This is a genomic window from Bacillus sp. ATD, from assembly GCF_050585765.1.
In the GTDB taxonomy this organism is placed as follows: domain Bacteria; phylum Bacillota; class Bacilli; order Bacillales; family Bacillaceae; genus Bacillus; species Bacillus stercoris.
Window position 1 is genome coordinate 582,942 of sequence record NZ_JBOBQH010000001.1, and the last position, 13,017, is coordinate 595,958.

Annotated in this window: 11 protein-coding genes and 1 riboswitch; of the genes, 6 read left to right on the forward strand and 5 right to left on the reverse strand. The window is 45.3% G+C overall.

All coding sequences use genetic code 11. The features are described 5' to 3' along the window. The first annotated feature begins 24 nt into the window (after window positions 1–24). From ACQXR1_RS02910 to ACQXR1_RS02920, 3 genes are all read left to right on the forward strand, one after another. Entirely contained in the window at window positions 25–1,842 is a 1,818-nt protein-coding gene (locus ACQXR1_RS02910; protein ID WP_430771696.1) for an assimilatory sulfite reductase (NADPH) flavoprotein subunit, read from the forward strand. A gap of 25 nt (window positions 1,843–1,867) precedes the next feature. After that, window positions 1,868–3,583: an assimilatory sulfite reductase (NADPH) hemoprotein subunit gene (cysI, locus tag ACQXR1_RS02915; RefSeq protein ID WP_326274772.1), complete on the forward strand. Its 1,716-nt coding sequence runs from the start codon at window positions 1,868–1,870 to the stop codon at window positions 3,581–3,583. Window positions 3,584–3,824: 241 nt separating this feature from the next. Further along, window positions 3,825–5,837, forward strand: coding sequence for a Na+/H+ antiporter (locus tag ACQXR1_RS02920; protein ID WP_069838736.1), 2,013 nt, complete (start codon window positions 3,825–3,827; stop codon window positions 5,835–5,837). 46 nt (window positions 5,838–5,883) lie between these two features. On the opposite strand, the gene yvgO is transcribed toward ACQXR1_RS02920, so the two are convergent. Continuing rightward, window positions 5,884–6,369, reverse strand: a complete 486-nt coding sequence (yvgO, locus tag ACQXR1_RS02925; RefSeq protein WP_014665375.1) for a stress response protein YvgO — start codon at window positions 6,367–6,369, stop codon at window positions 5,884–5,886. Window positions 6,370–6,591: 222 nt separating this feature from the next. On the opposite strand from yvgO, the gene pgoN reads away from it, so the two are divergent. Beyond that, complete coding sequence (gene pgoN, locus ACQXR1_RS02930; RefSeq protein ID WP_040081825.1) at window positions 6,592–7,422, forward strand: glyoxal/methylglyoxal reductase; 831 nt, start codon at window positions 6,592–6,594, stop codon at window positions 7,420–7,422. A gap of 29 nt (window positions 7,423–7,451) precedes the next feature. Here the strand turns inward: pgoN and modB are convergent, their stop codons facing one another. Together modB and modA are read right to left on the reverse strand one after the other, a co-directional pair. Next, complete coding sequence (modB, locus tag ACQXR1_RS02935) at window positions 7,452–8,144, reverse strand: molybdate ABC transporter permease subunit (RefSeq protein WP_134975116.1); 693 nt, start codon at window positions 8,142–8,144, stop codon at window positions 7,452–7,454. Further along, window positions 8,116–8,898, reverse strand: coding sequence for a molybdate ABC transporter substrate-binding protein (gene modA / locus ACQXR1_RS02940; RefSeq protein WP_430771697.1), 783 nt, complete (start codon window positions 8,896–8,898; stop codon window positions 8,116–8,118). The genes modB and modA overlap by 29 nt, the downstream gene beginning before the upstream one ends. Before the next feature lie 110 nt (window positions 8,899–9,008). On the opposite strand from modA, the gene ACQXR1_RS02945 reads away from it, so the two are divergent. After that, window positions 9,009–9,935: a substrate-binding domain-containing protein gene (locus ACQXR1_RS02945; RefSeq protein ID WP_069838781.1), complete on the forward strand. Its 927-nt coding sequence runs from the start codon at window positions 9,009–9,011 to the stop codon at window positions 9,933–9,935. Window positions 9,936–9,964: 29 nt separating this feature from the next. Here ACQXR1_RS02945 and ACQXR1_RS02950 read toward each other — a convergent pair whose 3' ends face one another. Further along, window positions 9,965–11,818 (reverse strand): LTA synthase family protein, encoded by a 1,854-nt coding sequence (locus ACQXR1_RS02950; RefSeq protein ID WP_326274774.1) that lies wholly within the window; start codon window positions 11,816–11,818, stop codon window positions 9,965–9,967. A 99-nt stretch (window positions 11,819–11,917) separates the two neighbouring features. Continuing rightward, window positions 11,918–12,400, reverse strand: coding sequence for a metal-dependent hydrolase (locus ACQXR1_RS02955; protein WP_014665369.1), 483 nt, complete (start codon window positions 12,398–12,400; stop codon window positions 11,918–11,920). Window positions 12,401–12,565: 165 nt separating this feature from the next. Here ACQXR1_RS02955 and sspJ point away from each other — a divergent pair, with 165 nt between their 5' ends. Next, entirely contained in the window at window positions 12,566–12,706 is a 141-nt protein-coding gene (gene sspJ, locus ACQXR1_RS02960; protein WP_014665368.1) for a small acid-soluble spore protein SspJ, read from the forward strand. A gap of 116 nt (window positions 12,707–12,822) precedes the next feature. Beyond that, window positions 12,823–13,002: riboswitch (Lysine riboswitch) on the forward strand. Window positions 13,003–13,017 lie beyond the last annotated feature (15 nt).

The window sequence follows — 13,017 nt, forward strand, 5'->3', positions numbered from 1 at the left end:
TTATAACTTTGTGAGGTGGATACGTTGCAACTTCAGGTAATGAACAGTCCGTTTAATCAGGAGCAGGCAGAGCTCCTTAACCGCCTTCTGCCGACCTTGACCGAATCCCAGAAAATCTGGCTGAGCGGATATTTATCCGCGCAATCTGTTTCCGCCCAAGAAACTGCGGGTGCGCCGGCGGCAGCTGTGTCTGCGGAAGCACCGGCACCGGCCGTTTCAAAAGAAGTGACCGTTCTTTATGGTTCACAAACAGGGAACGCACAGGGGCTTGCAGAAAATGCCGGCAAGCAGCTTGAACAGAGCGGTTTTCAAGTGACCGTCTCATCCATGAGCGATTTTAAGCCGAATCAGCTGAAGAAGGTAACCAATCTTTTAATCGTCGTCAGTACACACGGTGAAGGCGATCCGCCTGATAACGCGCTGTCGTTTCACGAATTTCTGCACGGAAGACGGGCGCCTAAGCTTGAAGATCTGCGTTTTTCCGTTTTGGCGCTTGGTGATAGTTCGTACGAATTTTTCTGCCAGACAGGGAAAGAATTTGATCAGCGCTTAGAAGAACTCGGAGGAGAACGGATTTCTCCGCGCGTTGATTGCGACCTTGACTATGATGAACCGGCAGCCGAATGGCTTGAGGGTGTATTGAAGGGATTAAATGAAGCTGGGGGCGGAAGCGCAGCACCGGCGCCGGCGGCTGCGGCTCAAACCGGTCAGTCTTCGTATTCCAGAACAAACCCGTTTCGGGCTGAAGTGTTAGAAAATTTAAATTTAAACGGCAGAGGATCAAATAAAGAAACACGCCATGTGGAGCTGTCTCTTGAAGGATCTGGCCTGACTTACGAGCCTGGTGACAGCCTCGGCGTCTATCCGGAAAACGATCCAGAGCTTGTCGAACTGCTCCTTAAGGAAATGAATTGGGACCCGGAAGAAATTGTGACGCTTAATAAGCAAGGTGATGTCCGTCCGCTGAAGGAAGCGCTGATTTCTCACTATGAGATTACCGTTCTCACAAAACCGCTTCTTGAACAAGCAGCCCAGCTGACGGGAAGTGAGGAGCTTAGAGAGCTTTTAGCCCCGGGAAATGAGGAGAATGCAAAAGCTTATATTGAAGGACGCGATTTGCTTGATCTCGTCCGTGATTATGGCCCATTCAGTGTATCTGCGCAGCAATTCGTCTCGATTTTGAGAAAAATGCCTGCCCGCCTTTATTCGATTGCAAGCAGTTTATCCGCAAATCCGGATGAAGTGCATTTAACAATCGGCGCAGTCCGCTACGATGCGCACGGCCGTGAACGAAAAGGCGTCTGCTCAATTTTATGTGCGGAACGTCTGCAACCGGGGGACACACTGCCTGTTTATGTACAGCACAACCAAAACTTTAAGCTTCCGAAAGATCCTGAAACACCAATTATCATGGTCGGCCCCGGGACAGGCGTCGCACCTTTCCGTTCCTTTATGCAGGAGCGTGAGGAGACGGGAGCGGAAGGAAAAGCATGGATGTTCTTTGGCGATCAGCACTTTGTCACGGATTTCCTTTACCAGACAGAGTGGCAGAATTGGCTCAAAGACGGTGTGCTGACAAAAATGGATGTGGCATTCTCGCGTGATACGGAAGAAAAAGTATATGTGCAGCACCGCATGCTTGAACAGAGCGCAGAGTTGTTCGAATGGCTTCAAGAAGGAGCGGCTGTTTACATTTGCGGAGATGAAAAGCACATGGCGCATGACGTCCATAACACATTACTTGAGATTATCGAAAAAGAAGGCAATATGAGCCGCGAAGAAGCGGAAGCTTATCTTGCCGATATGCAACAGCAAAAACGCTATCAGCGTGATGTATACTGATTTGACTTGAAAGGAGTTTTTCAACATGGTGACCAAAATCTTAAAAGCACCGGACGGCTCTCCAAGTGATGTTGAACGCATAAAAAAAGAAAGTGACTATTTGCGCGGCACACTGAAAGAAGTGATGCTTGATCGGATCAGTGCAGGAATTCCGGATGATGACAACCGCCTGATGAAGCACCACGGCAGTTATTTGCAGGATGACCGCGATCTCCGCAATGAACGCCAAAAGCAAAAGCTTGAACCGGCCTATCAGTTCATGCTGCGTGTGCGTATGCCAGGGGGCGTTTCAACGCCTGAGCAATGGCTTGTCATGGATGACCTTTCTCAGAAATACGGGAACGGCACATTAAAGCTGACGACACGTGAAACGTTCCAAATGCACGGGATTTTGAAATGGAACATGAAGAAAACCATCCAGACGATCCACTCAGCGCTTTTGGATACGATCGCAGCCTGTGGAGACGTAAACCGTAACGTCATGTGCGCATCAAACCCTTATCAGTCTGAAATCCATTCAGAGGTATACGAGTGGTCTAAGAAATTAAGTGATGATCTGCTGCCGCGGACGAGAGCCTATCATGAAATTTGGCTTGATGAGGAAAGAGTGGCCGGCACGCCGGAGGAAGAAGTCGAGCCAATGTACGGACCGCTCTATCTGCCGCGGAAGTTTAAAATCGGTATTGCCGTTCCGCCGTCTAATGATATTGACGTCTTTTCACAAGATCTTGGATTCATTGCGATTGTCGAAGATGGCAAGCTGATCGGTTTTAACGTGGCGATTGGCGGCGGTATGGGAATGACGCATGGCGACACAGCCACATATCCGCAATTAGCCAAGGTCATCGGATTCTGCCGGCCCGATCAAATGTATGACGTTGCTGAAAAAACGATTACGATTCAGCGCGATTACGGAAACCGTTCTGTCCGCAAAAATGCGCGGTTCAAATACACGGTTGACCGCCTCGGTTTAGATACCGTAAAAGAAGAATTGGAAAACCGTCTCGGCTGGAGCCTGGAAGCAGCGAAGCCATATCATTTCGATCATAACGGCGACCGCTACGGCTGGGTGGAAGGCATCGAGGATAAATGGCATTTCACGCTGTTTGTCGAAGGCGGCCGTATAACGGATTACGATGATTATAAGCTGATGACAGGCTTACGGGAAATCGCCAAAGTTCATACAGGCGAGTTCCGTCTGACAGCTAATCAAAACCTGATTATCGCAAACGTTTCAAGTGAGAAAAAAGATGAAATCAGTGCGTTAATCGAGCAATACGGGCTAACTGACGGCAAGCATCATTCAGCACTCCGCCGCAGCTCGATGGCTTGCGTCGCTCTTCCAACCTGCGGATTGGCAATGGCGGAAGCAGAACGATATTTGCCAACCCTCTTAGATAAGGTTGAAGAGATTATTGACGAAAACGGCCTTCGTGATCAGGAAATCACCATTCGCATGACAGGATGCCCGAACGGCTGTGCACGCCACGCACTCGGTGAGATTGGATTTATCGGAAAGGCGCCGGGCAAATATAATATGTATCTTGGCGCTGCCTTTGACGGAAGCCGTTTAAGCAAAATGTACCGTGAAAACATCGGTGAAGCAGACATTTTAAGCGAGCTTCGCGTCCTTCTTGCCCGCTATGCGAAAGAGCGTGAGGAAGGCGAGCATTTCGGTGACTTTGTTATTCGCGCCGGCATTATTAAAGCAACAACTGATGGTACGAATTTTCATGATTGAGAAAGAAAGACGAGAGACGGGAATAGCTTCCTGTCTCTTTTTTTGCGATTTGCTCTGATGCAAAAAAGTTCACTGTGAGCATATCATGAGAAAAAATACCCTAAAAAGGGTACTATAAAAGAAGACAAGTGTGGAGGAAACTCCTGCGAAACCACATATCGGATGCAAGGCCAGCCTGGCTCAGCGACTTTTAGACAAGACTCACCATGCACGAAAGACAACAACGAAGGAGGTCATGCATTTGGACATATTTTTAGTTGTGCTTGTTTTATTAACGATTATTGCGATTTCTAATATCGTGAACCGATTTATTCCGTTTATTCCGGTGCCGCTGATTCAAGTGGCCCTTGGGATTCTTGCCGCCTCATTTCCACAGGGACTTCATTTTGAATTAAGCACCGAATTGTTTTTTGTTCTGTTTATCGCGCCTCTGCTATTTAATGATGGAAAGAGGACGCCGCGGGCGGAGCTTTGGAATTTAAGAGCGCCCATTTTATTGCTTGCCCTCGGCCTTGTGTTCGCAACTGTGATTGTAGGCGGCTATACGATTCACTGGATGATTCCTGATATTCCGCTGGCAGCGGCCTTTGGACTTGCGGCCATTCTTTCACCGACTGATGTCGTCGCTGTCAGCGCATTATCAGGAAGAGTGAAAATGCCAAAAGGGATTCTTCGCCTGCTTGAAGGTGAGGGTCTGATGAATGACGCATCGGGTCTTGTAGCCTTTAAGTTTGCGATTGCAGCGGCAGTGACTGGTGCATTTTCACTAGCGCAAGCGGCTGTCAGCTTTGTCTTTATTTCTCTTGGGGGCTTGCTGTGCGGGGTAGTCATTTCATTTTTGATTATTCGTTTTCGCCTATTTCTCCGCCGCCTTGGCATGCAGGATGTCACGATGCATATGCTGATTCAAATTTTGACACCGTTTGTGATTTATTTGGCCGCTGAAGAAATCGGCGTTTCCGGCATTTTAGCTGTTGTGGCGGGAGGGATCACTCATGCGGTTGAACAGGATCGTCTGGAATCAACGATGATCAAGCTGCAAATCGTCTCCTCAAGTACGTGGAACATTATTTTATTTATTTTGAACGGCCTGGTCTTTGTTATTCTCGGCACGCAAATCCCTGATGTGATTTCTGTTATCTTTAACGATACCGCCATCAGCAACATGAAGGTGATCGGCTATATCCTAGTCATCACATTTACGTTAATGCTCCTCAGATTCCTGTGGGTGCTGTTCTTTTGGAACGGCAAATGGTTCTTTAATAAAGATCAAAACATCTATAAACCGGGTCTTCGTTCGACACTGTTAATTTCGATTTCCGGTGTGCGTGGAGCAGTAACGCTTGCGGGATCTTTCTCCATTCCGTATTTCCTGGAGGACGGCACGCCGTTTCCGGAAAGAAATCTGATTCTCTTTTTAGCAGCCGGCGTCATTTTATGCACGCTTGTCATTGCCACCGTAGTGCTGCCGGTTCTGACTGAAAAAGAAGAAGAGGACGAGGAACGAAATAAGAAGCTGCTGACGGCGAGACGCAAATTGATCAAAACAGCTCTTCAAACGATAAAAGAGGATATGAACGATACAAACAAAACGGCCTCTCTTGCGGTGATAGCTGAATACAATGAGAAAATGAAAAACCTTCGTTTTCAGCAGTATACCTCATCTAATCGTATCAAAAAGCATGAGCGAAAAGTCCGTGCGCAAGGGGTTAAAGCTGAGCAAGAGGCACTGATGAAAATGCTGGAGCGGGGAGACATCCCGGAAGAAACAGCAAATGTGCTGCAAGAACGATTTAACGAGTTGGAAATTTTGTATGCCAACCCGTTTAAGGTCGGCTTATCAAAAACAAGGCTCAAGCGGCTGATGTATTGGATTTTCTTCGGTGAACATAAAAAGCCGGAGATGTCGATATTAAATGAAGCGGGATTGATACGGGCAACAAGAATAAAAACGGCAAAAGCAGCGATAGAATATTTGGAAAAACATAAGACAGAAGAACATAAGGAAGTGTTTTTATCTGTCATTACATTCTATAAACAGTTAATTTTCAGGCTGGAGAACAGCCATCATGAGTTAAAATCAAGCGCACATTTTGAAAATCAAAAACTGGAAGTGAAGCTGAAGGCTGTGCAGGCGATCAGAAATGAAATTCAAACGCTGTTCGAGGAAAGAGAAATTTCCCGGGACATCTCCCATGAGCTTCGCCAATACATTAATGATGTCGAAGCCGCCATGCTTGAAGGCGGCGAATAAATGCAGCAAAAAAGCTGGTGCGTGAGAGCGCCAGCTTTTTTCTATATTAAGGGCGATGAAATTCGACAGTGCTGCCATCCCGGTCGAACCAGCCTCTGAAGGCCCAGTTAATCCAGCCGCCATCCCCTTTGTTTGTAAACGTTCCGTCTTCAAATACCCAAATGCCATACGTAATGCCGTCATAAACGGCTGAGCCATAAAATTGCACACCGTTCAAATGATCTTCATATTCCTGGCTTAAATTAAATACCATGACGTTATATTTTTGGCCGGACGCGTAGAAGGAAGACTCCATGAGATTCTTCACAAATCCATCCCGATTCTGTGCGGATTTGATGGCATCAGCGATCTGGTTGGCAATTCCAAGTACATCCAGGTTGACGTTTAAACCTACATCAGCGGCAGTTGTTCCGGCGGTTGTTGTCTGCGAGATCTTCGGAGCAGGATTTTCTTCAGCGGAAGCAAAGGACAAAGGGGCAATTGTCAAAGCGGCACCAAGAGCAAGTGTCATTGGGATACGAATACGTTTCAAGTTGTTTCCTCCTTTGTTTTCATTTGGTTACACTAAACGCATACCCGGCTCCATGTATTTGTAATCTCAATATTGTTAAAATAGGAAAAAAATAGTACCCTGTTTTACCTTGGCTGTGAAAAAAGAAGCAAAAACAGGGCCTTAAGCGTATTATTGGTATCGGCTGAGAGGAATGTGAGATAATATAGACGCTTACATTTCAGTGAAAGGGTGGATGTTCAAGTGCCAACAAGTTTAAAAGATACGGTAAAGTTACATAACGGAGTTGAAATGCCTTGGTTCGGTCTGGGTGTTTTTAAAGTGGAAAATGGCAGTGAAGCGACTGAATCAGTGAAAGCGGCAATTAAAAACGGCTATCGCAGCATTGATACAGCAGCGATCTACAAAAATGAAGAAGGTGTTGGCATCGGGATTAAAGAATCCGGTGTGGCAAGAGAAGAGCTCTTCATCACATCAAAAGTGTGGAATGAAGATCAAGGCTATGAAACAACGCTTGCTGCCTTTGAAAAAAGCCTGGAAAGACTGCAGCTTGATTACTTAGATTTATATTTGATCCATTGGCCTGGAAAAGATAAATTTAAAGATACATGGCGCGCGCTTGAAAAGCTGTACAAAGACGGCAAAATCCGCGCGATCGGCGTCAGCAACTTCCAAGTTCATCATTTAGAAGAGCTGTTAAAAGATGCTGAAATCAAACCGATGGTGAACCAAGTTGAATTTCACCCTCGTTTGACGCAAAAAGAATTAAGAGACTATTGTAAAAAACACGGCATTCAGCTGGAAGCATGGTCTCCGCTCATGCAGGGACAGCTTTTGGATAACGAAGTACTGACACAGATTGCAGAAAAACATAATAAATCTGTAGCTCAAGTGATTTTGCGCTGGGATCTGCAGCATGAAGTTGTAACCATTCCAAAATCCATTAAAGAACACCGTATCATCGAAAACGCTGATATTTTTGATTTCGAATTGTCTCAAGAAGACATGGATAAAATTGATGCATTAAACAAAGATGAGCGTGTCGGCCCAAATCCTGATGAGCTTCTGTTCTAATCAAAAAACTCCCCTTTACGGGGAGTTTTTTAGTGCGTTTTTTTCTGTTGAATGAAAAACAGCATCAAAAAGGAAATGACAACAATACAGACGACCCACGCCCAGGCAAGGGTATTGTTTCCGGAATCCAATGCAACATATATGGCCGTCGGCAGTGTTTGCGTAACACCGGGGATGTTCCCGGCAAACATGAGTGTTGCGCCAAATTCTCCGAGCGCCCGCGCTAGGCTCAGGATGCTCCCGGTCAGCAAAGAAGGATAGGCAAGCGGGACGGAGATATGGATAAAGACCTTCCATCTGCTTGCGCCGTCTACCATTGCCGCACCCTGTATATCGGGGTCAATGTCAGCAAATCCGGTTTTGGCTGATTGATACATGAGCGGAAAGGCTACAACAGCCGAGGCGATCACAGCAGCCCACCAGGTGAAAATGACAGGCTGCCGGAAGATCCACTCGATGGCTTGCCCGATGAAGCTATGCTTTCCGAAAATGACGATCAAAATAAAACCGACAACAGTAGGCGGAAGAACGAGCGGAAGCATAAAACATGTTTCGAGCGCCGTTTTTCCAAAAAATGATGCCCGTGACATCCAAGCCCCAGCAAGTGTTCCAAGAATAATGACAACAATGCCGGCAACTGCCGCCACCTGAAAAGAAAGCATAACAGGTGTTAAGAATTCTGAAGCGTTTATGCTACTCAGCAGTAAAACCATATTTCTCAAATACTTTCATTGCTTCATCAGATTGCAGGTATTCGTAAAATTCCTTCGCTTCCTTACGGTGTTTTGTATCTTTTACGATTCCTAACGGATAGACAATCGGGCTGTGTGTATCTGCTTTTGCCTCGTCAATAATGGTGGCCTTTTTCGAGACCAGGGCATCTGTTTTATAAACAACGCCTGCGTCTACATTGCCTGTTTCAACATAAGAAAGAACTTGGCGAACGTCTTTTCCGTAAACGATCTTATCCTTCACTTTGCTCCATAGAGACAGCTTTGTCAGTGATTCTTTCCCGTAAGCTCCTGCCGGCACGGATTCCGGCGTTCCGAGGGCGATTTTTTCTGAATCAGCCAGATTGCTGAAGCGAGTCACAGGCGAATCACCGTTTTTCGGCACGACCAGCACAATTTCATTGCCGACTAAATCAGTGCTGTCTTTTTTGGCGATATCCCCATCATCCACCAGCTTTTGAAATTTATCCTCAGCAGCTGAGAAGAACAGATCTGCTCCTGCTCCTTGTGAAATCTGTTTTTGCAAGGCGCCGGATGAGCCATAGTTATCTTGGATGGTAATGTTTTGATGTTCTTTTTCATAATTTTTTTGAATTTCCTCAAGTGCATCCTGCGCGCTTGCGGCAGCTGAGATGGTTAATGTTACTTTTTTCCCGCTGCCTGTTGTAGACTGATTTGAAGAACAGCCTGCTGCAAGCAGAAAAGCGGTTAAGGCTGCGATTAAAATAGAATACTTCTTAAACATGATTGCACCCCTTATGATTAGTTATATCTAATTATAACTGATTATGTTTGGTTTATGTGGGTTTTTTTACATTCGGCGAAAAGGTATAATAAAATAGGAGAGTGATGATGATGAATGAAACCTCTTCCTATACGATAGAAGAAGTTGCAGGTCTGCTGAAGGTATCAAAGCTGACCGTTTATGATTTGATTAAAAAAGGCGTGCTGCCTGCATACCGTGTTGGAAGGCAGATGCGTGTGGATGAAGAAGATTTAAAGCAATATAAAACGAATATGAGAATGTCTCAGCCCATCGCTGCAACAGAAGCGCCGAAACAGGTGCAGGAGGCTGAGCCGGACGGCAGACCGAATGTCATGATCAGCGGACAGGACATTTCGATGGATCTTCTCAGCAAGCATTTGGAGAATGCCATTCAGGAGACGCCGCTCCGTAAATACAAAGGAAGCTTAAACAGCCTGATTGATATGTATCAAGGCAAGTGTGACATTGTCAGCCTCCATTTGTACGATGCAGAAACGGGCCAGTATAACGCCCCTTATGTAAAACGGATTTTGTCAGGTGAACCGTTTTGTCTCATCAATGTCGTTCTCCGCAAAGCAGGTCTGTATGTGCAAAAAGGGAATCCGAAAAACATTCAAGGCTGGAAAGACTTGAAAAGAACTGATATCCGGATCATCAACAGGGAAAAGGGTTCTGGCGCAAGGGTGCTCCTTGATGAACAGCTTGGCTTGCTTGGTGTGAAGCCGGCTGATGTAAAGGGATACGGCGATATCGTGACCGATCATTACGCTGCCGCTTCACAAGTTTCAAGCGGACAGGCTGACGCGGGAATCGGGGCGCAGCACGCGGCACATATGGGCAGTGTTGATTTTATCCCGCTCATCGACGAACAATATGATATCGTCGTTTTGAAAAAAAATGAGCAGCTGCTCAAGGCCGTGAAGGAGATTTTGAATTCTGAGGACTACAAGGCGAATCTGTCTCATTTAAACGGCTATGAAACGAAGCTGACTGGCAAGGTGATGTTGGAAACGTAAAAAATCCCTCTTTATATAGAGGGATTTTTTCATTCGGAAAACCTGAGCAGGTCACCATTTAAAATTTTATCAGAGAGAGACAGCTCTTCGTTTGCTTTCTCCTTATAAGGGAGGCACGCATCCTGATCTTCCAGTATTTCACCTGTTTTTTGGCTGTAGCACGTGTTTTTCGTGTAAATAAAATCGTTCGTAATAAAGCTTCCGTTTCGCAGAACAGCGAATGGTGTGCGATCGCCCGACAGCAAATCATTGCCGAATTGAATATCGCCTTTTGTGTCAACGCCGAGTAAATGCATCAGTGTCGGTCTGACGTCGACTTGTCCGCCAACATCAGAGATGGTTTCCGGCTGTTGATCGGTAATTCCCGGGATATGTATGATAAACGGCACCCGCTGGAGCTGAACATTGTCATACGGCGTGATTTCGTCTTTTCCTAAAAACTCTGCCAACGCCTCGTTATGGGCTTCTGAAATGCCGTAATGATCCCCCATAAATACAATCATCGAATTTTCGTATAAGCCTTCGTCCTTCAGCTTTTTGATAAAATGCTTTAATGCCTCATCCTCATAGCGCACCGTTGTCACATAACGGTTTAGCAGGGCGCTGCTCGAATTGTATTCATCAATCAGCTGATCCTTTTTATCAATCTCAAACGGAAAATGATTCGTTAACGTGATGAAACTGCTGAAGAATGGCTGCGGCAGACTTTTCAGCTTTTCGGCGGACTGCTCTAAAAATTCCTTATCCTTTAAGCCCCAGCTTGTCGATGTTCCGGGAGTGACATGGAAGTCATCAACATCAAAAAAGCGGTCAATCCCAAATGTATCGTACATGACATCTCTGTTCCAAAATGTTTTATGGTTGGCATGAAAGGCGGCTGAATAATAATCATGCTGCTTCAGCGATTTGTACATCGTATGAAATTGATGGTCGCTTTTCGTGAAAAAGACGGCGCCGCTAAGGGAAGGATACATTGAGTTAGCAACGATGAATTCTGAATCAGATGTTTTCCCTTGTTCTGTTTGCTGATAGAAATGATCAAAGGAATAGCTTTTTTTAACGAGATCATTCATAAATGGGGTAATTTCTTTTCCATTGACTTTTTCATTCAAAACAAAGCTTTGGGTCGACTCAAGTGTTACAAAGATGACATTGCGGCCCTTTGCCAGTCCGAATTTGCTTTGATCAGGCTTGCTATAATCAGCCTCTGTGTAATTTTTAATGGCAGATATGCTGTCTTCATCGGCAAATGCCTTCGCGCTTATATTAACAGTCTGAGAAATCGTATCGTATATATGGAACTGAAACAGACCGATGCTTTTGACGAGCATTTCCCGGTCAAAGGAATGTGCCAAAAGCTTCGGCTGCTGTACTTCTGCAAGTGCCAGCGTGCATAAAATCATGCCGCAGGAAGCTGCATAGTACCGTTTGATCGTGCGGGGAGCGGCTTTTGTCTGCGGCTGTTTCGTTTTTCTGGCGAGCAGCAGCAGACAAACCAAATCCGCAAACAGGGCAATAAACAGAGGATGGAACAGTTCTTTTACACTGCTGCCCATATCGCTCATGTTGCTGGCCTGAAATAAAACCGGAATGGTAATAAAATCGATATAAAAGCCGTAAAAAATCGTATTGGAGATCAAGATGACAGTCAGAACCAGATTGGCAATCAGCAAAAAGACCCGCTGCTTGTTTCCTTTCAGAAGCAGGCCGATCCCGAATAAAGGAAGGATAAAGCTGAGCGGATTGATCAGCAAAATCAGCTCTTCCAACAGAGTATCGATCTGCAAATCAAAGCCGAGTTTATATATCACATACGTTTTGATCCACATAAACAAGATCGAAAAACATAAAAACCGCTGATTGTGAAAAAAGGTTCCTTTCATCAATATGACTCCTCACGTTTTCTTGATCATCTGCATGAAATGCTTCTTAAGTAAAACCTACTAAAAACCGCCGGTTCAGACAAGTTTCGGCACTCGCATTTACAACATGCGCCCATGAAACAGCATATAAAAGTAGTAACATGAAGCAAGGGTCAGGCCGGCTAGCACGAGCTGCTCAGAAAAACTGCCTGTCTTCATATATAATGGAAGCCGCACGCGGATCGTTGAAGGGAATAGTAATTTGATTCCGTTCACTGTCCAAGCGTCAAGAATCAAGTGGCTCGCCATTCCGATCATTAAGCCGGCTGAGATGTTTTTATCTGGAATATATGTAGAAGTGATAAAAAACATGATGAGCATAAACAGCAGGCTGTGTGTAAAGGTACGATGGCCAAAAACGGAGCTGACCACTTTCGATAAAATAGGAAATTTTCTCCCGATTTTGCTTTGCGTGTGGCAGATATCGGGAATCAATGCCCCAACCGCGCCTGACGCAGCCATAAGCACTGGATCAAATCCATAATAATAAGCTGCTGCCGTACAAGAAGCGATGCCTCCCATGATGTGTGTTTTTCCTGTCATTTGCCGCTTCTCCTTTATCTTTTGCAAAAAATCTCTGAATTACAAATATATCAAGAGAATGTATGTTTGATCAACAGGACTTTGGACGATAAAAAATTTCCCGCATAATTTTTCAGGAAAAAGGCATCTTAAACATGTACCTATTTTTAAAAAGAGGTGATACGAATGGGTTTCTTTAATAAAGATAAAGGAAAACGTTCCGAAAAAGAAAAAAGCGTAATCCAAGGAGCTCTTGAAGATGCAGGTTCAGCTCTAAAAGATGATCCGCTTCAAGAAGCTGTGCAAAAAAAGAAAAATAATCGATAATCACATGCGGATAGGGCTTGGCTCTATCCGTATTTTCCATCTGTTCCCTTTGACAGATCATCCTTTCTTTGATAACCTTCTGGGAGTAACTGAATAATTAAATCCTCACTCTTTCTCAGTGAGGTAGAGGTTGCGCGGATGATAAGTCACACATGCTAGGCTGACAGGAGCTGTTAAACATGTGTAAAAGGCATCAGCGCCGAAGTGTGGAGAAAGCCGATCCTTCTCTATGCTGGGACTGTATCTGAATAAGTGCAGGACTGCCGCGTGCTTTTTCGCGGAGGGCTATCCGGAGATCAAGGGTGTGTGTT